This is a genomic window from Falsirhodobacter xinxiangensis, from assembly GCF_004959935.1.
Classification (GTDB): Bacteria; Pseudomonadota; Alphaproteobacteria; order Rhodobacterales; family Rhodobacteraceae; genus Falsirhodobacter; species Falsirhodobacter xinxiangensis.
On record NZ_SMYN01000010.1, the window covers coordinates 37,947 to 61,476 of the forward strand.

General features: G+C 66.3%; 18 protein-coding genes. 9 read left to right on the forward strand and 9 right to left on the reverse strand.

The genetic code is table 11. The annotated features are described in order from the left end of the window. Window positions 1-30: 30 nt before the first annotated feature. The gene (locus tag E2K76_RS12870) at window positions 31-771 is read left to right on the forward strand and encodes a YebC/PmpR family DNA-binding transcriptional regulator (RefSeq protein WP_136684721.1); all 741 of its coding nucleotides are present in this window, start codon (window positions 31-33) and stop codon (window positions 769-771) included. On the opposite strand, the gene E2K76_RS12875 is transcribed toward E2K76_RS12870, so the two are convergent. Both E2K76_RS12875 and E2K76_RS12880 read right to left on the reverse strand, forming a co-directional pair. After that, window positions 772-1,401, reverse strand: coding sequence for a contact-dependent growth inhibition system immunity protein (locus tag E2K76_RS12875; protein WP_136684722.1), 630 nt, complete (start codon window positions 1,399-1,401; stop codon window positions 772-774). It abuts the gene before it with no gap. Continuing rightward, window positions 1,398-2,282 (reverse strand): LysR family transcriptional regulator ArgP, encoded by an 885-nt coding sequence (locus E2K76_RS12880; protein ID WP_136684723.1) that lies wholly within the window; start codon window positions 2,280-2,282, stop codon window positions 1,398-1,400. The genes E2K76_RS12875 and E2K76_RS12880 overlap by 4 nt, the downstream gene beginning before the upstream one ends. Window positions 2,283-2,360: 78 nt before the next feature. Between E2K76_RS12880 and E2K76_RS12885 the strand changes: the two genes are divergently transcribed. Both E2K76_RS12885 and E2K76_RS12890 read left to right on the forward strand, forming a co-directional pair. Further along, complete coding sequence (locus tag E2K76_RS12885; RefSeq protein WP_136684724.1) at window positions 2,361-2,948, forward strand: LysE/ArgO family amino acid transporter; 588 nt, start codon at window positions 2,361-2,363, stop codon at window positions 2,946-2,948. 32 nt (window positions 2,949-2,980) lie between these two features. Next, the gene (locus E2K76_RS12890; protein WP_246032959.1) at window positions 2,981-3,853 is read left to right on the forward strand and encodes a DMT family transporter; all 873 of its coding nucleotides are present in this window, start codon (window positions 2,981-2,983) and stop codon (window positions 3,851-3,853) included. Here the strand turns inward: E2K76_RS12890 and glgX are convergent. From glgX to treY, 3 genes are all read right to left on the reverse strand, one after another. Next, window positions 3,828-5,873 (reverse strand): glycogen debranching protein GlgX, encoded by a 2,046-nt coding sequence (glgX, locus tag E2K76_RS12895; RefSeq protein ID WP_136684725.1) that lies wholly within the window; start codon window positions 5,871-5,873, stop codon window positions 3,828-3,830. The two genes, E2K76_RS12890 and glgX, sit on opposite strands and share 26 nt — an antisense overlap. After that, a complete protein-coding gene (locus tag E2K76_RS12900) occupies window positions 5,873-7,057 on the reverse strand; it encodes a sugar phosphate nucleotidyltransferase (RefSeq protein WP_136684726.1) in 1,185 nt (394 codons plus the stop codon). Before E2K76_RS12900 ends, glgX begins: the two co-directional genes overlap by 1 nt. A gap of 92 nt (window positions 7,058-7,149) precedes the next feature. Then, entirely contained in the window at window positions 7,150-9,387 is a 2,238-nt protein-coding gene (gene treY, locus E2K76_RS12905) for a malto-oligosyltrehalose synthase (protein WP_136684727.1), read from the reverse strand. Window positions 9,388-9,527: 140 nt separating this feature from the next. Between treY and E2K76_RS12910 the strand changes: the two genes are divergently transcribed. The 3 genes from E2K76_RS12910 (at window position 9,528) to E2K76_RS12920 (ending at window position 12,771) form a co-directional block, all read left to right on the forward strand. Further along, entirely contained in the window at window positions 9,528-10,067 is a 540-nt protein-coding gene (locus tag E2K76_RS12910) for a PRC-barrel domain-containing protein (protein WP_136684728.1), read from the forward strand. Between the two features lie 68 nt (window positions 10,068-10,135). Then, the gene (locus E2K76_RS12915; RefSeq protein ID WP_136684729.1) at window positions 10,136-11,353 is read left to right on the forward strand and encodes a putative DNA modification/repair radical SAM protein; all 1,218 of its coding nucleotides are present in this window, start codon (window positions 10,136-10,138) and stop codon (window positions 11,351-11,353) included. After that, the gene (locus E2K76_RS12920; RefSeq protein ID WP_136684730.1) at window positions 11,353-12,771 is read left to right on the forward strand and encodes a UdgX family uracil-DNA binding protein; all 1,419 of its coding nucleotides are present in this window, start codon (window positions 11,353-11,355) and stop codon (window positions 12,769-12,771) included. The genes E2K76_RS12915 and E2K76_RS12920 overlap by 1 nt, the downstream gene beginning before the upstream one ends. On the opposite strand, the gene E2K76_RS12925 is transcribed toward E2K76_RS12920, so the two are convergent. Next, window positions 12,768-14,906, reverse strand: a complete 2,139-nt coding sequence (locus tag E2K76_RS12925) for a mechanosensitive ion channel domain-containing protein (RefSeq protein ID WP_169053301.1) — start codon at window positions 14,904-14,906, stop codon at window positions 12,768-12,770. The genes E2K76_RS12920 and E2K76_RS12925 overlap by 4 nt on opposite strands. 82 nt (window positions 14,907-14,988) lie before the next feature. Continuing rightward, window positions 14,989-15,987 (reverse strand): zinc-binding metallopeptidase family protein, encoded by a 999-nt coding sequence (locus E2K76_RS12930; protein ID WP_136684732.1) that lies wholly within the window; start codon window positions 15,985-15,987, stop codon window positions 14,989-14,991. 65 nt (window positions 15,988-16,052) lie between these two features. Between E2K76_RS12930 and E2K76_RS12935 the strand changes: the two genes are divergently transcribed. The 3 genes from E2K76_RS12935 (at window position 16,053) to E2K76_RS12945 (ending at window position 20,714) form a co-directional block, all read left to right on the forward strand. Beyond that, entirely contained in the window at window positions 16,053-16,403 is a 351-nt protein-coding gene (locus tag E2K76_RS12935; protein WP_136684733.1) for a winged helix-turn-helix domain-containing protein, read from the forward strand. A 73-nt stretch (window positions 16,404-16,476) separates the two neighbouring features. Beyond that, window positions 16,477-17,598 carry an efflux RND transporter periplasmic adaptor subunit gene (locus E2K76_RS12940; protein WP_169053302.1) on the forward strand — a complete coding sequence of 374 codons (1,122 nt, stop codon included), beginning with the start codon at window positions 16,477-16,479 and terminating at the stop codon, window positions 17,596-17,598. A 41-nt stretch (window positions 17,599-17,639) separates the two neighbouring features. Beyond that, the gene (locus E2K76_RS12945) at window positions 17,640-20,714 is read left to right on the forward strand and encodes an efflux RND transporter permease subunit (RefSeq protein WP_246032960.1); all 3,075 of its coding nucleotides are present in this window, start codon (window positions 17,640-17,642) and stop codon (window positions 20,712-20,714) included. A 1-nt stretch (window position 20,715) separates the two neighbouring features. Here E2K76_RS12945 and metG read toward each other — a convergent pair whose 3' ends face one another. Together metG and E2K76_RS12955 are read right to left on the reverse strand one after the other, a co-directional pair. Next, window positions 20,716-22,425, reverse strand: coding sequence for a methionine--tRNA ligase (metG, locus tag E2K76_RS12950; RefSeq protein WP_136684735.1), 1,710 nt, complete (start codon window positions 22,423-22,425; stop codon window positions 20,716-20,718). A gap of 64 nt (window positions 22,426-22,489) precedes the next feature. Next, window positions 22,490-23,449, reverse strand: a complete 960-nt coding sequence (locus tag E2K76_RS12955; protein WP_136684736.1) for a Bug family tripartite tricarboxylate transporter substrate binding protein — start codon at window positions 23,447-23,449, stop codon at window positions 22,490-22,492. Window positions 23,450-23,530: the final 81 nt, after the last annotated feature.

A 23,530-nucleotide genomic window follows, 5' to 3' on the forward strand; every position in this document is an offset into this window, starting at 1 on the left:
ACCCCCAACTTTTATTGGACGGAGGCGGCCATGGCAGGCCATTCTAAGTGGGCGAACATCCAGCACCGCAAGGGCAAGCAGGACAAGCTGCGCTCCAAGATGTTCTCGAAGCTGGCGAAGGAGATCACCGTCGCCGCCAAGATGGGCGATCCCGATCCCGACAAGAACCCGCGTCTGCGTCTGGCGGTCAAGGCGGCGAAATCCGTGTCGATGCCGAAGGACGTGATCGACCGCGCGATCAAGAAATCGCAAGGGGGTGATGCCGAGGATTACACGGAACTGCGCTATGAAGGCTATGGCCCGAACGGCATCGCGGTGATCGTGGAGACGATGACCGACAACGTGAACCGCACCGCGTCGAACGTGCGCAGCTATTTCACCAAGAACGGCGGCAACATGGGCACCACGGGGTCCGTGTCGTTCATGTTCGACCGGGTGGGCGAGATCACCTATCCCGCATCGGCTGGCGATGCCGACACGGTGATGATGGCCGCGCTGGAAGCCGGGGCCGAGGATGTGGAATCGGACGAGGAAGGCCACTGGATCTATTGCCCGATGGACCAGCTTTCCGAAGTGTCCGACGCGCTGGAAAAATCGCTTGGGGAATCCACCGAGGCGAAGCTGATCTGGAAGCCGCAGAACCGCACCAATGTCGACCTGGAAACCGCGCAGAAGCTGATGCGCCTGATCGACACGCTGGAGGAAGATGACGACGTGCAGAACGTCACCGCCAATTTCGACATCCCTGAGGATGTGGCGGCACAGCTGTGATCAAGGCCCCTTCGGGGGCCTTTTTGCTTCGCGGCTGATGGCGATGGCCTTGGCAATCGCCGCGCCTAGTTCGTTATCTGCTACATCGGCACCGACGTCGATCGCTCCGTTGCCCGCGAACCCTTCCCAAGCGCCGCGTGTGCGGTAGCACAGGGGCGTGATCGCGATCCGCCCGTCCATCAGCCGCAGCGAAACCATTCCGGCCCCGTCGAAAAGCGCCTTGAGCGATCGGACCTTGGCGTGGCTTTTCAGCCGTTGGTCTGCCGCGGCCGCCTCTTCTTTCGTCGGAAACCGCATGATGCTGTCCCGTTCGGGATGCTGCGGCGTGATGAAGCGGCTTGCCGCAAGCGCCTCGCGCGCCGCGCGGCCAAGGGGTTCGGGTGCAAGGTCGGCAGCCAGCAATTCGTCATAGCCAGTGGGATCGGGGACGCACATACGATAGACCGCGTGCGAATAGATATGGGTGAAGGTGCGGAAGGCCACCACGCCCGCCTCCTTCCGCTCGGGCGGGGGTGGTGGTTTCGGGCGCGCGGCGGCCTCGGCGCGCATCATGGCGCCGAACTCTGCCGGTGAGAGAACCTTCGGCGCGGGCAGCTTTTTCCGAAACAGGGCGTCGAACAAGCGTTTCATGACCGCGATCCTGCCGCAGAATGGTTAACGACACCCTGACGCAAGGCCGCCGTCACCCCCGCCAGCGCTGGGGCGGTCAGGCGTGCGACCTGCCAATATAGCGGCGTGTCCAGCGGCGTGTCCGGCACCAGTTCCACCAGCGCGCCGGAGGCGAGATGGGCTGCGACCAGCGGCTCGGGGTTCATGCCCCAGCCAAGCCCGTGAAGGCAGGCATCGACGAAGGCGTGCGTCGCGGCCATCCGGTGCGTGGGATAGGCGACGCGCCGCCCGATGCGGGCGTGGATCCAGTCCGATTGCAGGCGGTCCTTGTCGTCATAGGTCAGGGCGGGGGCCTTGGCCAAGCCAAGCGCGGTCACGCCATCCGCGAACCAGCGCGCGACATAGGCTGGGCTGGCGGTGGCGCGGTATCGCAGCGCGCCCAGCGCAAACGTGTCGCAGCCCTGAAGCGGGCCGGGATGCGAGGTAATGGCGGCGGCGACCTCGCCCCGGCGGAGCCAGTCCTGCGAGTGGTTCTGGTCGTCGATGACCAGATCGAACAGCACATCCGGCACTTGGGCCAGCGCCGGGATCACCCATGTCGCCAAGGTATCGGCGGTGACGGCGATGCGCAGAGTGGCCGGGGCGGCGGGCTGGTGCAGGTCGGCAGCAAGGGTGCGCTCCAGCAGCGCGACCTCGTCATGGTGGCGGATCAGGCGCATCCCGGCCTCGGTCGCGGTGCAGGGCTGGCCACGGCGGATCAGGGTCGTGCCCAGGCGTTCCTCCAGCGATTTGACGCGCTGCGACACCGCCGAGGGCGTCAGGCCCAAGGACGCGGCGGCAAGGTCGAAGCTGCCGCGCCGATGGACTTGCGCCAAGGCGGAAAGGAGGGGGTAATCCAGCATGGCGCAACATTAGCATAGCTTAATCAGCGACAGAAAAGTTAATTCGATTGATTCGAGCATGGCCGTTACAAGCGCGCCATGACCCATTTCATCTCCGGTTTCTTCGTCTCTCTCAGCCTTATCGTCGCCATCGGGGCGCAGAACGCCTTCGTGCTGCGGCAGGGGCTTCGACGCGAGCATGTGGGCATCGTGGTGGCGATCTGCGCCGCCTCGGATGCGGTTCTGATCACGGCGGGGGTTCTGGGATTCGGCGCGGTGTCGGCGGCGGTGCCGGGGCTGGGGATGGCCATGCGGATCGTGGGGGCGGCGTTCCTGATCGTCTATGGCGCGCTGCGGTTTCGCGCGGCGTGGCGCGGCGGCGAGATGCTGGAGACGGCATCGGCCCCGCGCGGCAAGGTGGTGGCAACTGCGCTGCTGCTGACATGGGCGAATCCGCATGTGTATCTGGACACGCTTATGCTGATCGGCTCGATCTCGGCCCAGCATGATGCGCTGCCCTTCGGGGTGGGGGCGGTGCTGGCCTCGCTTTCGTTCTTCACCGCGCTGGGTTTCGGGGCGCGTTGGCTGGCGCCGGTTTTTGCCCGGCCTCGGGCATGGGTGGTGCTGGAATGTGCCGTGGGCGTTCTGATGTGGGTGATCGCGGCCAGCCTGCTGATCGGGGCTTGAAGCGGCACCGGGCTTCGTATCTGGTCGCGCGCATGGAAAACAACCGTCCCGCCCTTGGCATTGCGTGGATGCTGGCCGCCGGGTTCAGCTTCGTCGCGCTGAACGCGATCGTTCGATACATGGGGAATGATTTGCCCGCCGCGCAGAATGCGTTTCTGCGCTTTGCCTTCGGCTGCGTGTTCCTGCTGCCTTTGCTGCCACGTCTGCGGGCCGAGGGGTTCGCGCCGGGGGCGCTGCGGCTGTTCGGGTTGCGGGGTGTGGTCCATGCGGCGGGAGTGGTGTGCTGGTTCTATGCCATGGCGCATATCCCGATGGCCGAGGTGACGGCGATCGGCTACCTCAATCCCATCCTTGTGACGCTGGGCGCGGCGCTGATCTTCGGCGAGGCGCTGTCGTTGCGGCGGATCATCGCGATCCTTGTCGCGCTGGTGGGGGCGGTGGTGATCCTGCGGCCCGGCGCGCGGGTGGTGGAGCCGGGGCATCTGGCGCAGCTTGGCAACGCCTTTTTGTTCGCCAGCGGATACCTGATCGCCAGCCGCCTGACCCGCATCGCCAGTCCGGAAATGGTGGTGTCGATGCTGTCGGTGGTGGTGACCGTGATCCTGCTGCCGCTGGCCGTTTCGGTCTGGCAGGCGCCGACGCCGCTGCAATACGGGTTGCTGGCGGGAACGGCGATCTTTGCCACGGCGGGGCATTACTTCATGACGCGCGCCTTTGCGTCCGCACCACTGACGGTGACGCAGCCGGTCACCTTCCTGAACCTGATCTGGGCCTCGATGTCCGGCTATTTCCTGTTCGGGGAAAGCGTGGACCCGTTCGTGCTGCTGGGGGGCGGCATCATCATCGGGTCCATCGCCTATCTGACATGGCGCGACGCGGTCAGGCGTCGGGCTGCTGCCGGGTAAAGGCCGCGACGCTTTGCCATGGCAGGGCGACCTCGCCGCTGGCAGGGCGGTCGCAGGCGACGGGGTCGGCGGCGGTGTCGATCCGCTGGACCCAGTCGCCTTCGGGCAGGGCAAAGGGGCCGTCATCGCCCGCATTCAGCACCAGCAGCACGTCGTGCGAGCCGGTCATCAGCCGCATCCCGATGCAGGCGAGGCCGCTGTTCCAATCCTCGTCGGTCATGGTGCGGCCCTGCGGGTGGTGCCATGTCACCTCCGGCCCCTTGCCGTCGCCATCAGGGGCGGTCGCCCATTGGATCTGGCCCAGCGCGACTTCCTTGCGGAAGGCCATCATGTCGGCCACCGCCTGCGTGATCGCCTCCTGCCGGTTGTCCCAATCCAGCCACGCGATCTCGTTATCCTGGCAATAGGCGTTGTTGTTGCCCTGCTGGGTCTGGCCGATCTCGTCCCCGGCAAGGATCATCGGCACGCCTTGAGAAAACAGCAACGAGCCGAGCATCGCCTTCACCCGGCGGCGGCGCGAGGCGGTGACGCTGTCATCGCCCGGTCCTTCGACGCCCATATTGTCCGACAGGTTGTGCGAATGGCCGTCGCGGCCGTCTTCGCCATTCGCGTCGTTGTGCTTGTCGTTGTAGGACACCGTGTCCCACAGGGTGAAGCCGTCATGCGCGGCAAGGAAGTTGATCGAACTGGTGGCCGGGCGGTGGGAATGGTTGAACTGGATGGGCGATCCGGTCAGCCGCTGGCTGACGCGCGGCACCAGACCCGGATCGCGCCGCCAGAACGCGCGCAGATCGTCGCGCGCCTTGTCGTTCCATTCGCGGAAGGGCCACGGAAAACCGCCGACCTGATAGCCGCCCTCGCCAATGTCCCAGGGTTCTGCGATCAGTTTGACCTTGGACAGCACCGGGTCCTGACGGATGGCGGCAAAGAAGGCGCCCTCACGCTCGAACCCTTGGCTTTCGCGCCCCAGGGTGGATGCTAGATCGAAGCGGAACCCATCCACATGCATCACCTGCACCCAGTAGCGCAGCGAATCCAGCACCATCCGCAGCACCATCGGATGCGCCACGTTCAGCGTATTGCCCGTGCCGGTGGTGTCGAAACTGTGGCGCTTGTCGTCCGACAGCAGGTAGTAGGAGGCGTTGTCGATGCCCTTGAAGCACAGGGTCGGGCCACGCTCGTTCCCTTCGGCGGTGTGGTTATAGACGACGTCGAGGATCACCTCGATCCCGGCGCGGTGGAATTTCTGGATCGCCAGCTTCACTTCGCGCGGGTTGCCGGTCTTCAGGTATCCACGGTGGGGGGCGAAGAACAGAAGCGAGTTGTAGCCCCAGTAGTTTGACAGACCCTTTTCGACCAGATGCCGGTCATGCAGGAAACCGTGTATGGGCAGCAGTTCGATCGCCGTCGCGCCGATGCGGTGCAGATGCTCGATCACCGCGTCCGAGGCGAGGCCCGCAAAGGTGCCGCGGTCTTCCTCGGGCACGCCGGGGTGGCGCTGCGTCAGGCCTTTGACGTGGGATTCATAGATCAGGCTGTCGCACCAGCGGTATTGCAGCGTCCAGTCGGCATCCCAGTCGAAATCGGGGTCCGACACGACCGCCTTGGGCATGAAGGGCGCGGAATCCCGTTCGTCGAAGGTCAGATCGTCGCCGGGCAGGGCATAGCCGAACAGCGCGTCATCCCATTTCGTATGCCCCACCACCTGCCGCGCGTAAGGGTCGAGCAGCAGCTTGTTCGGGTTGAAACGGTGGCCGTTCTCCGGTTCATACGGACCGTGGACGCGGTAGCCATAGGCCTGGCCCGGACGAATGCCGGGGATGAAGCCGTGCCAGATGCCGCCTTCCATGAGCGGCATGTCCAGCCGCTGGATCTCTGTCTCGCCGGTTTCGTCGAACAGGCACAGCTCCACGCGGGTGGCGTTGTCGGAAAACAGGGCGAAATTGGTGCCGTCGGCGCTGACATCCGCGCCCAGCACGTCGGAACGCGAGGCGGCGAGGTCGAAACTGTAGTCGTTCATCAGCGGGTCACCACCATTGCGGCTGCGGGACGGACAAGGGCGCGGGCGTCGCGGCGGGCAAGCATGTCCTGCGTGATCAACGTCGTGCCGCCCGGAGTCCTGCGGAACCAGCGTGCGTCTTCGGTCGGGTCTTCGCCCACAGTCAGATCGGACGGGATCACGGTGCCGGGCGCGACGATGGCGCGGGTCAGGCGCGCGCCGGTTTCCACCCGTGCGCCGGGCAGGATCACGGTTTCGTCCAGCAGCGTCCAGCGGCCCGCGCTGCGCGGTGCCATCAGCGAAATGCCCGAGATCGTCACCGAATGCCCCACCCAGCCATCATGTCCGGGGTCGAGGTCGGCGCGTGCGATGCGGTCGGGCAGGCGACAAGGCGAATGCGCATCGCGCAGGTCCAGCGCGGTGCGGCGAAAGGCGTCCAGCGTGCCCACGTCGCGCCAATAGGCGCCCATCGGGCGACGATGGGCAAAGGCGATGCCCATGTCCACGGCGGCCGGCAGGATGTCATGGCCGAAATCATGGCTGCTTTCCAGCTCCATCGCGTCCATCATCAGCGCGGCGCGCAGCCAGTTCCACGAGAAGACATAGATGCCCATGCTGGCAAGCGCGCGAGACGGATCGCCCGGCATATGCGGCGGCAGCGCGGGCTTTTCAAGGAAGGACAGAACGCGGCCTTCGGCATCGGTATGCAGCACACCGAAGGCGCTGGCGTCGCGCAGCGGCACCGCGTCCACCGCCACCGTCACCGCAGCCCCGGTTTCGCGGTGCTGGGCGATCATCGCGGCATAATCCATGTCATAGACGTGATCGCCGGCAAGGATCAGCACCTCCTCGGCACCGCTGGCGTCGATCTCGGCCATGTTGGCGGCGACGGCGGCGGCCGTGCCGACATATCCGGCGGCCGAGCCGGTCACGGTCGGGCCATGGCGCAGCGACAGGTTGCGGAAGGCATGGCCCCAACGGCGCGGCAGATGATCCTCGAGGCTGGCCGGGCGGTATTGGGTGGCCACCAGCATCCGGTCGATCCCCGAGGACACCGCATTCGCCATGGTGAAATCCACGATCCGGCGCCCTTCGCCCATGTGGAGCGCGGGCTTGCAATCGGACGCGGTCAGTTCGTGAAGGCGAGAACCCTGCCCACCTGCAAGCAGGATGGCCAAGGTGCGGTCATCGGATCGTGCTGTCATCTGGGTCCCCCGGGGCGCGATTTCGCATCGCTCAACCTGTGCGATGGCAGAACCGCGCTCCGGCCCGTTTGTTCCGCACTGCGGCAAGAATTTCAGCGCGGTTCCCACAGCACGGAAACCGGGCCGTTTTCGCGGTCGGGCCAGAGGTTCCCCGGCGCTGGGGTCGAGGCATCCAGCGCCGCCGTCACCGTCAGCCGCCCAGATGCGCCCTGACGGATCAGGCGAAGCTGGCCGGGGGCGGGTTGATCCACCCGGACCCCGGCATCGCGGAAGAAATCGGGCATCTTGCGCCGCAGGTCCACCAGCACGCGGGTCAGCCGCGATTTCGCGCAGGTCGCGCCCCGGACGGCTGCATGATCAACCGGAAGGCGGTTGTCGGGATCGGTCAGGTTATGGGCGGAAACCTCGGTCCCCTGATAGACGTAGGGGATGCCCGGCATGGTCAGCTTCAGCGCCGTTTGCACCAATGTCAGCCGGTCGGCGCGGTCCAGCAGTGGATGCGCGTCTTCGGGCAGGCCCAAGGTCCAGCTTCGGCACAGCGCGTGGGCGAAGGCCAGGGGCGCGGCTTCTGCCGCCGCGTCGGGATGGGTCCACGAGGTGATCCGCTTGGCCTCGCGCATCGCCTTTTCGATATGGGCACGCAGCCGATCCTCGATGTCGCCGCGATCGGGCTCCCACATGGCCAGCAGGCTTTGGAGAATATACCAGCGCAGGTTGGCATCGACCGCATCCGCCTGCGGCATGTCCGAGGCCCGTCGCCACAGCGCAAGGAAGCTGTCTGGCATGTGGCTGATGGCGACAAGGCGCATCCGCGCATCCTCGGCCCGTTTCGTATCGTGGGTCGAGGTGAGGTTCATATGCGCCGGCTGCACCTTTTGCATCCAGTCGTCGAACGCCTGCACGGTCATGCTCGCCTCGTCCGGCAGCGATCCGACCTCGTTCGCGGCAAGGTAGCGGTTCCAGCGGAAGGCGGCGGTATCCTCGTGCGATTTTGCCAGCAATGCGCCGGTGACCTGTTGGAACCGGGTGCGGAAGGCGCGGGCGGGGTCGCTTGCCGCATCGGTGACGAAACCCGCGACCAACCGCACGGTCGCATCGGTTCGCAGCCCTTGCGAGGCCTGTTCGACCAGAGCGTCCATCAGCGCAAGATCCTCGCCCCGGCGGGTGCGGTCCGTGAAATAGGTGCGATAGCGGGGAAAGTGGATCAGCAGGCGCAGGATCGCCTCGCGCAGGGATTCGTCGCCCGGTTCGGCCTCGGGGTCCTGTTCGGCGGCGGCGCGGGCAAGGGCGACCAGTTGCAGCAGTTCCGCCGCAAGGTCCTGACGGATCACCTCTCCCTTCGCCTCCTCCAGCGCGGCTTCGAAATCGCCGGTCGCTCCGGTGGCCTCGCGCCACTGGCGGTCGATCTCCTCCAGCCCCGACGGGTTGGTCAGCACGCGGGCCAAGGCGCGGGCGGATTCGTAGCCGGTGGTGCCAAGCGTGCGCCAGTCGGGCAGCGCCTCGTCGCCGGTCAGGATCTTTTCGACCCAGACGGGAGTGCCCGGCAGATCCTCGGCCAACCAGTCCAGATAGGTTTCGGGGTCGGCCAGCCCGTCGATGTGGTCGATCCGCAGCCCCTGGACCCAGCCGCGCCGCACCAGATCGAAGGTGGCGGCGTGCATGTCCTCGAACACCTGCCGGTCCTCGACCCGCATTCCGATAAGTCCGGTCACGTTGAAGAAGCGGCGATGGGTGATGCCGTCGCGTTCCAGCTCCCAATGGGCGAGGCGCCAGTGCTGCGCCTCGTGGACGGCGGCGATGATATCCGGGTCGTCATGGCCATCCGAGGGCAGGGTGCCCGGTGCCAGCGGCAGTTCCAGAAGGCCGTCGGTCAGGATGCCGCCGTTCTTGTCCTCCAGCCGGAAGGTTTCGATCACCGTGGCGAACGGGGCGGGCAGGAAAGGCAGCACCAGCCGCCCGCGCGCCCAGTCGATGTCGAAATGGCGGGCATATCTGCTTGCCTCGCCATGGCGCAGCACGTCCAGCAGCCAGGGATTCGACAGGTTGCACGCAGTATGGTTCGGCACCACGTCAAGGATGATCCCGATCCCTTGCACCCGCGCCGCGTCGGCAAGACGGGCAAAGCCGTCGATCCCGCCAAGGCTTTCGTCGATGCGGGTCGGGTCGCTGACGTCATATCCATGAGTGGACCCCGGCGTCGCCTGCAGGATGGGCGAGAGATAGAGGTGCGAATACCCCGTCTCGGCCAGGTGCGGCAGAAGGTCGCTTGCGGTGTCGAAGCTGCGGCCTTCGCGCAGCAGCAGATGATAGATGGCTGTCGGAAGGGTCATGATTTTCTTCGCTGGCTTGGACTTGGGCCAACCGACAACCGCGCCGCAGGTTCCGGAAAGAAGGTTTGGAACAGAATTTCCATACCGAGGTTGGGAATGGGAGCGCCGAACGAGCGCGCTGATTTCGAGGAGACCATCAGATGAAAAAGCTTTTCCTGTCGACCATCCTTGCCACTGCGACCGCCGGTTTTGCCTTTGCGCAGGACACGACGACCCCGCCCGCGACCGATGGTGACACGCAGGCCCCGCTGACGGGCGAGAACATGACCCCGACCAACGATCCCGCCGATACCGGCACCGGAACGATGGCCGATCCCGCCGTGCCGACCGCGCCCGCAACTCCGGAAACCACCAACCCGGACATGGCCACCACCTCGTCCCGCGAAGGCTACAGCCCCGTGATGACCGAAGCGGTGACGTCCGAGAACCTGACCGGCGCCAACGTCTATACCGCCGAGGATGCCGATGTGGGCACCGTGTCCGAACTGGTGCTGGACGATCAGGGCAAGGTCACGCAGGTGATCGTCGATGTGGGCGGATTCCTCGGGATCGGCGCGAAGCCGGTGGCGCTGACCATGACCGAGCTTGAGATTCTGCAACAGGACGATGGCGACGACATCCGCGCCTATACCACCATGACCCGCGAAGAGCTGGAGGCACTGCCCGAATACGAGGGCTGACGCCGATGCGAGGGGGGCGCTTCGGCGTCCCCCTTTCATTTTGACGTCCGTGAACATATAGTGAACGCATGAAGTCCCTGACCGAAAAGCTCGCGATCCTTTCCGATGCCGCGAAATACGACGCCTCCTGCGCATCCAGCGGCGGGGCGAAGCGGGATTCGCGCGATGGGAAGGGGGTGGGATCGTCGGGCGGTTCGGGCATCTGCCACGCCTATGCCCCGGATGGGCGCTGCATCAGCCTGCTGAAGATCCTGATGACCAATTTCTGCATCTATGACTGCGCCTATTGCGTGAACCGTGTGTCGTCCAAGGTGGAGCGCGCGCGGTTCTCGGTCGAGGAAGTGGTTCGGCTGACCATCGAATTCTATCGCCGGAACTATATCGAAGGGTTGTTCCTGTCGTCGGGGATCATCCGGTCGTCGGACGATACGATGGCCGACATGGTGCGGATCGCGAAAACCCTGCGCGAGCGGGAGGGGTTTCGCGGTTACATCCACCTGAAGACCATCCCAGACGCCTCGCCCGAGTTGATCGAGGAGGCGGGAAAATATGCGGACCGGCTGTCGATCAACATCGAAATGCCGACCGAGGCCGGGCTGTCGCAGCTTGCGCCGGAGAAATCGGCCAAGGGTATCCGCCGCGCGATGGGCGAGGTGCGCCTGCGCCGCGAAGCCTCGCGCGAGGTGACGCATACGGGCAAGCGCCGCGCGGCCTTTGCGCCCGCCGGGCAATCGACGCAGGTGATCGTAGGGGCGGATGCCGCCGACGATCGCGACGTGCTGACGCAGAGCGCGAACCTCTATGCCAATTATGGGCTGAGCCGGGTGTATTACTCGGCCTTCTCGCCCATTCCCGACGCGTCGCGGATGCTGCCGCTGAAAAAGCCGCCCCTGATGCGGGAACATCGGCTGTATCAGGCGGATTGGCTGTTGCGCTTCTATGGGTTCGACGTGTCCGAGATCGCCTCGCAGGGGATGCTGGATCTGGAGGTGGACCCCAAGACCGCATGGGCGCTGGCGCATCGCGAACAGTTTCCCGTGGATGTGAACCGCGCGGCGCGCGAGATGCTGCTGCGCGTGCCGGGGTTCGGCGTGAAGACGGTGGACCGGATCGTGGCGGCGCGGCGGCGCGGGGCGGTGCGGTTCGAACATCTGGTGGCGATGGGGGCGGTGACGAAACATGCCAAGCCCTTCATCACGCTTCCGGGTTGGACGGCGCGCGGGCTGGATGACGATGCGCTTCGGGCGCGATATGCCCCCGCGCCGGAACAGTTGAGCCTGTTCTGATGCGGCAGGTCGTGCTGCCCATCATCGGCACGGTGGCGGCATGGCGGACCGAGGCGCGGGCGCTGGCCGCCGAAGGCATCGCGCCCGAACATGTCATCTGGCATCGCGGGACCGCCCCGCCGGACCTGTTCGCCGGGGATGCGCCAAAGGGGCAGGGACGCAGCCTGACGATCCCCCGTGCCGCGCTGGCCGAGATCGAGGCGGCCCTGTGTCATTCCGACCCCGAACGCTTTGCTCGCGCCTATCGTCTGGTGCTGCGGCTGAACGACGGGCTGGTCTGGGGCGATCGAAGCGATGCCGATATCCGCCGCGTGATGGAGCAGGCCAAGTCCGTGCGCCGCGACATCCACAAGATGCACGCCTTCGTTCGCTTCCGCGAGGTGCCCTCGGAGGGCCGCCGCGCCTTTGCCGCATGGTTCGAGCCGGAGCATCACACGGTCGAAGCCGGGACGCCCTTTTTCGCCAAACGCTTCGGCGACATGGATTGGGTGATCGCAACGCCCGAGATCACCGCCCGTTTCGACGGCACGCTGACCTTCCACGAGACGACCGCCGCTGCCCGCCCGCCCGAAGATGCGACCGAGGAGCTTTGGCGCACCTATTACGCCAATATCTTCAACCCGGCCCGCGTGATGGTGCGCGCGATGCAGTCGGAGATGCCGAAGAAATACTGGAAGAACCTGCCCGAAGCGGATCTGATCCCCGGACTTATCCGCGATGCCGACCGCCGCGTCGCCGAGATGGCCGCGCGCGAAGCCGAGGAGGCGCCCGCCCGCCGCCTTGCCGTCGCCCGCCGGATGGCCGTGCCCGAACGTCCGGTGCCGACCGCCGGAACGCTGGACGCGCTGCGGGCCGAGGCGGCGGCCTGCACCCGCTGCCCGCTTCACGCCCCCGCCACGCAGACGGTGTTCGGGATCGGCCCCGCCGATGCCGAAGTGATGTTCGTGGGCGAGCAGCCGGGCGATCAGGAGGATCTGGCGGGCCGCCCCTTCGTCGGCCCCGCAGGCCAGATCTTCGATCAGGAGGCGGAGGCGGCTGGGCTGGACCGCGGCCGCCTTTACATCACCAATGCGGTCAAGCATTTCAAATTCGCCCCGCGCGGCAAACGCCGTCTGCACCAGAAGCCGAATGGCAGCGAAATCCATGCTTGCCACACATGGCTCGATCAGGAACTGGCGCTGGTGAAGCCGAAGCTGATCGTCGCGATGGGCGCGACCGCGCTTCAGGCGCTGACCGGGTCGGGCGAGGGCATTCTGAAGCGCCGCGGGCAGGTGGAGCGGATGGAGGATGGAACGCCGGTGCTGGTCACGGTCCACCCCTCCTACCTTCTGCGCCTGCCTGATCCCGAACTGGCGAAGGCGGAGCGCCGCCGGTTCCGCGAGGATCTGGAACAGGCGGCGCGGCTGTCGCGGCCCTAGGCCTCGCGTTTCATCCGCAGATCGGGCGGGAAGATCAGCTCGCTTTGCGGCGGCGGGACGGAAATGCCCTTCTCCTCGAACACGTCGCGCACAAGCTCGGTGTATTTGTTGCCGATGCCCCAGTGTTTTCCCGGCAGCGTCTTGATGTTGGCGCGCAGGCTCATGGTGTTGTCCAGCGCCGCGATCACCCCGTCATGGGCCAGACCGCCGATGATGACGTGATCGTTGTCCAGCGCCTTCAGACGCTCGAACGCCTCGTCCAGCGCGGCCTTCACCTTGGCGACGTTCTCGTAATAGGCGACCTTGACGACCTGCTGGTGCTGGCCGAAATCGCGGGTGCGGTTGGTCACGGTATCGACGGAACTGAACGGCACGATGTTGATCGCGCCATCGCCCGCCCGGACGCGCACCGATCGAATCGACACTTTCTCCACGCTGCCGGCGATGCCCGCCACCTCGATCACGTCGCCTTCGTTGATGGCGTTTTCAAGCTGGATGAAGATGCCGGTGATCACGTCCTGCACCAGTTTCTGCGAGCCGAAACCGATGGCCAGACCGATCACCCCGGCACCGGCGATCAGCGGCGCGATGTCGATGCCAAGCTGCGACATGGTGATCATGGTGGCAAAGATGGCGATGGCGATGGTGAAGGCGTTGCGGAACAGCGACAGCAGCGTTCTCGTCCGGCTGGTGGCCGCGCCGCCCCCCGCTGCGTGGCGCAGGCGATAGGCGATCCAGCCGTCGATCACCGCCCAGATGACCGCGGCGATGGCGGCGATCAGCAGCGCCGACAGCAGCCGCCACAGGAAGTTCTGCATCCCCTCGGTCATCAGCACGGAACTGTCGATCCAGCCCCAGCCCGTGACGCCCACCGTCACGGCAACGATCAGCAGCACCAGGGCGACGATGGCGGCCATCGTGGTCATCAGCCGGTTGAGGCGCGATTCGATGTTCGGCAGCGTGCCCAGCACGGCCTTGGGCAGCCGCACACGGATTGCCGATGCCGATTTCAGCAGACGCAGCGCACAGACGAGGATCAGCAGCGCGATCACGGTATAGATCGTGCCGCGCAGGACGATCTCCTCGATCAGGTTGGGGCGGGTGACGGCGATGAACCAGCAGTAGACGACATAGACGAAGCCCAGCACCGGCCAGATGCGGCGCCATGTGGAATGCGCCCCTTCGGCCACCGCCGATCCGGGCTGGCCGTCGGCGGTCGCGCGGTCGCCCCGCGCCTTGTCCAATGCGCGCGCCATGCGGCGGATGGCGATCAGCGCAAGGATGGCGGCGATGGTCGCGATCAGGGTGCGCAGCGGGCGCACGGTGGCGAACCCCAGCCACAGGCGCGTCAGCGGCAGGATGAACAGGAAGCCCTGAATCACCAGCCCCGCCACCATGACGATATTGCCATAGACGATGCTCTGCGCCGCCGGGGCAAGGATCGACAGCGCCGGTTCCTTGTCGGCATCCGGGCTGGTGATCGCGCGCAGCAGCACGCGGACCAGTCCGAAGACGAAGAAGGCGTTCAGATACAGCGTCTGCGACTGGCTCGGCACCCCGGTCGACGAAAACACCGCCGTTGCCAGCACGAAGCCGAGCGCCCATGCCAGATGCAGCGCGATCAGCCGGAACAGGACCGAAATCCCCGTCGCCTTGGCGCGCTGGGCGAAGCCGGCGGTTGGCGGCGGCGTGTGCCTGCGCGCAAAAGCCCCCGCGATCTGGCCAAGGATGGCCGAGGCGGCAATGGTGGTCACGACGGTCAGGATCAGCGCGATCGCCTCGGGCGACAGGCTTCCGGCGGTGCGCACGTCCTGCACCAGCACCCAGATGCGCGTCAGTTCCGTCCAGAGGCGCCCCAGTTCCGCGGTCAGTTCGCGTCCGAAGGTCGCGGTCTGTTCGGCGATCTGCTGGGCGAAGGCGGGCGGCTCCTCGGGGGCGGCGGTGGCGGCAGGGGTGGCGGCGACCTGCGCCTGAAGCTGCTGGACTAGCGCATTGCGCGAGGTTTCGTTCTGCAGGATGTCCAGAAGCTGTTGCACCGCCTGATCCGAAGGCGGTGCCGCGGCGGGTTCCTGCGCCATCGCCATCATCGGCAGCAGCATCACGAGAAAGGCGGCGAGGATCGCGCGGAGAGGCATGGGCAGGCTTCCTGAACTGGTCTCGGGCATGTTCCTGATGGCCCGGTAGGGGGGCGGGGCGCAACCCCCAACCGCAGCGCGATCAGGCCACGGCCTGGGTTGAAAGGGCCGGCTGACGGATAAGTTGCAGGATGTAGCCGATCTTTGCCGCCACGATGGGCGAGATCACGAAAGGGTAGAAATCCTGATGTCCCATCGAACGGTTCATCGCGTTCATCGCGGTGGCCAGCGGAATCCACGCCTGCATCAGCACCTCGGGGTCGGTGATGGCATGGGCATCGTCCACCCCCGTGCCGGATGGGTCCAACCCGTGATTGCGCGCCGTATCCAGCCCGTCCACGATATGCAGCATATGCGCCCAGGTTTCGGCCCAATCCTCCCACGGGTGGGCGGTGGCATAAGAGGAGACATGCGCCTCGTCCCAGCCTTGGGGCGGGCCTTCGGCATAGTGGCGTTGCAGCGCTGCGGCGTAATCCTGCGCGGCGTCACCGAAGACCTCGGCGCATTCGGCCTCGCGCCCGGCTTCCTTGACCAGCACCTCCCAGTAATAATGCCCGACCTCGTGGCGCAGATGGCCCAGAAGCGTGCGATACGGCTCGCCCATCGCGACGCGGCGGGCCTCGCGTTCATCATCGTCGGCTTCGGCGATGTTGATGGTGATCGCGCCTTCCTCATGCCCGGTCAGGACCTTATGGATCACCTGCCCGTCCGGCCCGATCTCGTCCGCCATGAACGAGAACCGCAGCGCCTTGCCCGCGGGCGAAACACGCGGCAGGCCCAGCGCGATCAGCGAATAGAACAGCCGCCGCTTCGCCGTCTCCACGCGCGACCAGCGATCGAGGTTGCCCATGATGTTCAGATCCGGGATCGTTTCGGTCGCAGCGCAGCTTTCGCAGAAGCCGCCGTCGCCTGCGGGCCAGTTGCAGGCGATCTGGTCGCGGTTGAGGCAGGGCGCGCTGCCGTCCAGCGGGGTCATCGTCGCCGCGAACGGGTCATAGACAAGGTCGGTCTGGCAATTCAGGCAGATCGTGTTTGCGAAATGGACCTGCTGCTGGCAGACCGGGCAGACGAGGCGCTTCATGGGGCAATCCTTAACGGGGGGACGGTGCCGAACGCCCCGCTCCGATAACGGTTCCGCGAGGGGTGATGGAACGTCTGCATCTGCGTATCGAGTTCGACGGGCTGCGCCTTGGCCCCGGCAAGGCCCGGCTGCTGGAGTTGATCCGCGACGAGGGCTCGATCTCGGCCGCGGGGCGCGCGATGGGCATGAGCTACAAGCGCGCCTGGTCGCTGGTGGAGGAGATGAACGCGGCGTTTGCCGAGCCCTTGGTGGCGTCCGCGCGGGGTGGGGCCAAGGGTGGCGGGGCAGAGGTGACCGCGGCGGGGCTGGCGGTTCTGGCGGCATACCGGCGGCTGGAGGCGATCCTGCTGGCCGAGGGCAAGGACGAGATCGCGCTGATCCGGGACGCGCTGCGACAAAACTTCACCGATCCGTGAGACGACGGGTCTTGGAGGATAGGTCCGCGTCAGGCAAACTGCGCCGGATACAAGGAAAAGGAAGCTGCGCCCCGTGCGGAAGGTTGCCACCCAAGGCCTTGCGGCCCTTGCCATGCTTGCTGCGGCATTTGCCGTCTGGGCGCTGTTCGTGCCGTCGGCGAAACCCGTGCTTCAGGCCTGGGGGCTGATCGCGCCTGCGCCCGAACGCGCAGCGGCGATGCAAGCGCAGGACAGTGTGCGCGTGGTGGCGGAAGCCGTGGTGATGGCCGCCGTGGACGACCGCGCCACCGCCATCGGCGACGGGCGCCCATTCCGCACCGTGACCGTCGTGCCCGAAGTGACCGGCGTGCTGGAAACGGTCGAGGTGACCTCCGGCATCATGGTCGAACCCGGTCAGGTCATCGCCACCCTGCGGAACGAGGCCGAAACGATCGCCCGCGACCGCGCCGCGCTGGTGCTTGCCGATGCCGAACGCACCCTGACGCGGGTTGAGGCATTGGCCGGGGCCGCGACCGAGTTGCAGCGGATCGAGGCGCGGCTGTCGCGCGAGACCGCCGCGCTGGCGTTGAGAGAGGCCGAACTGCACCTCGACAAGCGCCGCATCACCGCCCCGATCTCCGGCTGGCTGGGGATCCTGTCGCTGGAGCCGGGCGATCAGGTGACGCCTTCGACCGCCATCGCGCAGATCGACGACCGATCCTCGCTGCTGGTGGATTTCCGGCTGCCCGAACGGTTCGTCGCGCGGGTGTCCGAACGGATGGCGGTCAAGGCGCATCCGCTGTCGCGCCCCGACATGCGGCTGGAAGGCGCGGTCCGGGCGGTTGATAACCGCGTGGACCCGGCCAGCCGCACGCTTCTGGTGCAGGCGATGCTGCCCAATGGCGACGACGTGCTGCGGGGCGGCATGGCCTTTGGGATCACGCTGGATTTCCGGGGGCAGGATTTTCCCGCCGTGCCGCCGCTGGCCGTGCAATGGTCGGCGGATGGCAGCTTCGTCTGGGCAGTCCGGGACGGGCTGGCGCAGGTGGTGCCCGCGACGATCATCCAGCGCAATGCCGACAAGGTGCTGGTCGATGCAGCCTTGTCCCCCGGCGATCTGGTCGTGACCGAGGGTACCCAGTCGCTGCGCCCCGGCATTCCCGTTGCGCTGCGCGAACTTGCCCAAGGGGCGGGCGCATCCCCGGCGGGCGGTTGATGGAAGGCGCGCGCGAAAGGGCCGAGGAAGCCGGCCGGTCGATGACGGCGCTGTTTATCCGCCGCCCGGTGCTGGCTTTCGTTCTGAACGCGCTGATCGTGATCGCGGGCCTTGCCGGGCTGATGGGGGTCGAGATCCGGGAATTGCCCGAGGTGGACCGCCCCGTCGTCAGCATCAGCACCAATTTCGACGGAGCGTCCCCGGAAACCGTGGACCGCGAGATAACCGAGCGGATCGAATCCGCTGCCGCGCGGGTGTCGGGGGTGGCCGCCATCTCTTCGATGTCGCGCTTCGGGGAAAGCCGGGTGACGGTGGAATTCGGCGACGATGCCGATCTCAACATCGCCGCGACGGATGTGGGTGATGCGGTGGCGCGTATCCGCGGCCAGCTTCCCGACGACGTGGACGAGCCGCGCGTGGTGAAATCGGACGCCAATGCCGATCCGATCCTGCGCCTTGCGCTGACCTCGGCCACGCGCAGCCCGCAGGAGCTGACGCAACTGTCCGAAGATCTGGTCGAGGAACGCCTGCTGGGCGTGGCCGGGGTCGCCGATATTCAGGTCAGCGGCGGGCGCACCCCGGTCTTTCGGGTGGAAACGGACATGCTGGCGCTGGCCAGCCGGGGCCTGACCGTGGCGACCGTGCGCGAGGCGCTGGAGAATGTCGCTTTCGACAGCCCTGCGGGATCGTTGTCTTCGAACGCCAGCAGCCTGAGCGTCCGGACCACCGCCACCGTGCAGACGCCCGAACAGTTCGAACGCATCGTCATCGCGCCGGGGGTGGAGCTTGGAGATGTCGCCAGCGTCTCGCTGGGGCCGGACAAGGGCGAAAGCGTGCTGCGCTCGAACGGGCAGACGGGCGTCGGGCTGGGGATCATCCGGCAGGCGCAGTCGAACACGCTGGACATCTCGCGCGACGTCAAACGCGTGGTGGCAGAGTTGAAGCCGCTTCTGCCGCGCGATGTCAGCCTGTTCGTGACCAATGACAGCGCCCTGTTCATCGAAGGCGCGATTCACGAGGTCGAGCTGACGCTGACCCTTGCCGCGATCATCGTGATCGCCGTGATCTGGCTGTTCCTGCGCGACTGGCGCGCGACGCTGATCCCGGCGGTGGCGCTGCCTGTCTCGCTGATCGGAACGGTGGCGGCGGTCTATCTGGCGGGGTTCTCGATCAATATCCTGACCCTGCTGGCGCTTTTGCTGGCGACGGGGCTGGTGGTGGACGATGCCATCGTCGTGCTGGAGAACATCGTGCGGCGGCGGGCGCAGGGGATGGGGATGCGGGCTGCGGCGGTGCTGGGCACGCAGCAGGTGTTCTTTGCCGTGGTTGCGACCACGCTGACCTTGATCGCCGTCTTCGTGCCGCTGTCGTTCCTGCCGGGGCAGACGGGCGGATTGTTCCGCGAATTCGGTTTCACCATGGCGATTGCCGTGGCGCTGTCGGGCGTCGTCGCGCTGACGCTGTGCCCGGTGCTGTGCGCGCGCCTGCTGACCCGGCACGAGGAGCCGGACGGCCTGCTGGCCCGGATCGGCGGGCGGCTGGGGCGGTTGTATGCGTCGACCCTGCGGGTGGCGCTGGATGCGCCTTGGGTCGTGGTGCTGGCGACGGTGCTGATTTCCGGCATGGCATGGCTGCTGGCGGGCAATATCCGGCAGGAAGTGACCCCGCCGGAGGATCGCGCCAACATCGCGCTGTCCATCACCGCGCCGCAGGGCGTATCGCTGGACTATACCTCCGCCAAGATGGCGCAGATCGAAGCCGTGGTCGAACCGCTGCGCCGCTCGGGCGAGGTGCGTTCGGTCTTCTCGGTCGCCGGCAGCGGCGGGCGCGACAATCGCGGCTATATCGGCCTTTCGTTGGCGCCGTGGGGCGAACGCGACCGCAGCCAGCAGGAGATCCTCGCGGATCTGCGCCCGGCGCTGGAGGGGATCGTCGGCATCGACATTTCGGTGATGCAGCCGAATTCGCTGGGCATCCGGGGGGCTGGGCGGGGGCTCAGCTTTGCAATCACCGGATCGAATTACGACACCATCGCGGACAATGCGGCGCGGATCATGGCGCGGATGGAAGCAGAGCCGGAATTCGGCCGGGTGGAGCTGGGATACGAGCAGACGCAGGCGCAGCTTTTCATCGCCGTGGACCGCCGCCGCGCCTCGGACCTTGGCGTGTCGATCGAGGGGCTTGGGGACGCGCTTCAGGCGGTGCTGGACGGGCGCGCGGTAGGCGAGGTGTTCGTCGACGATAAAAGCTATGACATCAAGATGTTCCCGGCGGGCGAGCCGGTGGACGATCCGGGCGATCTGGAACGCATCTTTGCCCGCACGACCGATGGGTTGATGGTTCCGATTTCCGCCTTCGTCACGCTGGAAGAACGGGCGGTCGCGCCGCAACTGGGCCGCGAGGATCAGATGCGCGCGGTGGAGATTTCGGCCGACCTGACGCCGGAGCTTGGCCTTGGCGCGGCGCTGTCCCGCGTGCAGCAGATCGCGGCGGAAGAACTGCCCGAGGGCAGCGCCCTGATCCCCCTGGGCGAGGCCGCGACGCTGGGCGAGACGGCATCGGGCCTGACCATCACCTTCGGTTTCGCGATGCTGGTCGTGTTCCTCGTGCTGGCGGCACAGTTCGAAAGCTTCATCGCCGCCGTGATCGTGATGGCGACGGTGCCCTTCGGGCTGGCCTGCGCGATCTATGCCATGCTGTTAACCGGGACGTCGATGAATACCTACAGCCAGATCGGGCTGGTGCTGCTGGTCGGGATCATGGCCAAGAACGGTATTCTGATCGTGGAATTCGCGAACCAGTTGCGGGACGAGGGTGCATCCGTCCGCGATGCGGTCTGGCGGGCATCGACCATCCGGCTGCGGCCCGTGATGATGACGATGGCGGCGGCGATCGTGGGGGGCATCCCGCTGATCTTCTCTCACGGGGCGGGGGCCGAGGCGCGCGTGGCGCTGGGCTGGATCATCGTCGGCGGGCTGGGACTGGCGACGGTGGCGACGCTGTATCTGACGCCGGTCGCCTATCTGCTGCTGGCGGGCTTTTCCAAACCCAAGGCCGAGGAAGAAGCTCGCCTGCAATCGGAGTTGCGCGGGGCCTCGCAAAGCCCCGCGGAATAGGTCAGGCGCGAATCCCGGCGAAACTGGTCTGCCATTCCTCGCGCTGTTCGTCCGCGATCTTGGTGAACAGCACCTCTGGGACGGTGAAGGCGTGGCCGGGTTTCAGCGTGTCCAGCGCCGTTGCCACATCCTCGGGCCAGGTCCAGTCGTCGCAATGCAGCGCGTCCATCATCGTCTGCGCTGCGTCCGGGATGAACGGGCGCGAGATGACGGCATAGAGCCGGATCAGGTTCAGCGCGAGGCGGACCATCGCCTTGGCGGCATCCTCGTCGGTCTTGATGACGGTCCACGGCGCGGCGGATTGCAGGTATTCGTTGCCCGCGACCCAGATGGCGCGCAACTCGGTCGCGGCCTTGCGGACCTCCATCGCCTGCATATGGCCCTCGTAAGCGCGCAGGCGGGTGGTCAGTTCGGCCACCAGCGCCTCGCCCGTTGGGCCGCCTTCGGGGACGACCTCGCCGAATTTGGCGCGGCAGAACTTGGTGACGCGCGACACGAGGTTGCCCAGAACGTCGGCCAGATCCTTGTTCACGCTGCCCTGGAAGTTTTCCCACGTGAACTCGGCGTCCGAGGATTCCGGTGCGTGCGACAGCAGCCACCAGCGCCAGTAATCGCTGGGCAGGATCGACAGCGCCTGATCCATGAAGATCCCGCGCCCCTGCGACGTGGAAAACTGGCCGCCGTCATAGTTCAGGTAGTTGAAGGACTTGATGTAATCGACCAACTTCCACGGCTCTCCGCTGCCCATGATGGTGGCGGGGAAGGACAGGGTGTGGAAGGGAACGTTGTCCTTGCCCATGAATTGCAGATAGGTCACGTCATCCGCGCCCTTGTCGGTGCGCCACCAGCGTTCCCAGTCGGCATCGGTCTTGCCATTGGCATCCGCCCATTCGGCGGCGCAGGCGATGTATTCGATGGGCGCGTCGAACCAGACATAGAAGACCTTGCCTTCCATCCCCGGCCAATCCTCGGTGCCCTTTTTCACCGGCACGCCCCAGTGCAGGTCGCGCGTGATGCCCCGGTCCTGAAGCCCGTCGCCGTCGTTCAGCCATTTCTTGGCGATGGATGTCGTCAGGATCGGCCAGTCGGTCTTGCTATCGATCCAGTCCGACAGTTCGCCCTTCAGCGCGGATTGGCGCAGGTAGAGGTGCTTGGTTTCCCGCACTTCCAGAACCGTCGATCCCGAAATGGCCGAGCGCGGCTCGATCAGGTCGGTCGGGTCGAGCTGCTTCGTGCAATTCTCGCACTGATCGCCCCGCGCCTTGTCATAGCCGCAGTTGGGGCAGGTGCCCTCGATATAGCGGTCGGGCAGGAAGCGGTTGTCGGCGACCGAGAAGACCTGCTTTTCCGACACTTCGGTGATGTAGCCATTCTCGGCCAGCTTGCCGGCGAAATGCTGGGTCAGGTTGCGGTTCTGGGTGCTGGACGAGCGGCCGAAATGATCGAAGGACAGCCGGAAGCCCTTGGCGATCTCGGACTGGACGGCATGCATTTCGGCGCAGAACTCCTCGACCGGCTTGCCGGCCTTGGCAGCGGCGAGTTCGGCGGGCGTGCCATGTTCGTCCGTGGCGCAGAGGAACAGAACCTCGTGCCCCCGGCCGCGCATGTAGCGTGCGATCAGGTCGGCCGGAAGCTGGCTGCCGACCAGATTGCCCAGATGCTTGATCCCGTTGATGTAGGGGATCGCCGAGGTGATCAGATACCGTGCCATGCCCGCGCCTTCCTTGCCTGTCCGGGCAGGGTTTAACGCGGGCAGGGCAGTTGCGCCAGTGGGCTCAATCCATCCGCACGTCGGCGTCCCGCACCACGGGTTCCCACTTGGCCATCTCGGCCTTCACATGTTCGGCGAGCTCCTCGGGGCCCGATGCGACGATGGTGGCCGAGAAATCCGCCATGCGTTCCACCACCGCCGGATCGGCCATCGCGGCCTTTGCCGCCGTTGCCAGACGCTCGACCACCTCGGGCGGGGTGCCGGCGGGGGCGAACAGGGCGTTCCAGGTGTAGGTCTCGTATCCCGGAATGGTTTCGGCGATGGTCGGCACATCGGGGAAGGACGGCGCGCGCTCCGCCGTGGTCACGCCCAAGGCCCGCAGCTTGCCCGAACTGATGTGACCCGAGGCGGAGGGCAGGTTGTCGAAGATGATCGGCACCTGATTGCCCAGAACATCGGTCAGCGCGGGGCCTGACCCCTTATACGGGACGTGCTCGATCTCCACCGCCGCCATGGATTTGAACAATTCGCCCGACAGGTGCAGCGGCGTTCCATTGCCCGAGGACGCATAGGCCAGCGTGGTCGGATCGGATTTCGCCAGATCGATCAGCTCCTGCACCGTGTTCACCGGCAGTTCGGGGTTCACCGCCAGCACGTTCGGCACCACGACCAGAAGCGAGACGGGGGCGAAATCGGCCACCGGGTCGTAGGGCTTCTGCTGCAGGATCAGCGGATTCAGCGCGTGGGTCGCGACGGTGCCCATCAGGATCGTGTATCCGTCCGGCTCGGCGGCGGCGACGTTTCCGGCGCCGAGGCTGCCGCCCGCGCCGCCGACATTCTCGACGATCACCTGCGTTCCCAGATCGGCGCCCATCCGTTCGGCGACGATCCGGCCCACGACATCGGTCGATCCGCCCGCCGCGAAGGGGATCACGAGCGTGATCTGGCGTTCGGGATATTCGGCGGCGGCGGGCGATGCGGCCAGCATCAGCGCGGCAAGGGCCAGCGTCAGTTTCGGGGTCATCCGGTTTCTCCTCCCATATCTCTCCCGTTTCGGAGGATGCGGCATCGAGGGGCGTCGGCAAAGCCAAATCGCGGCGCGTGC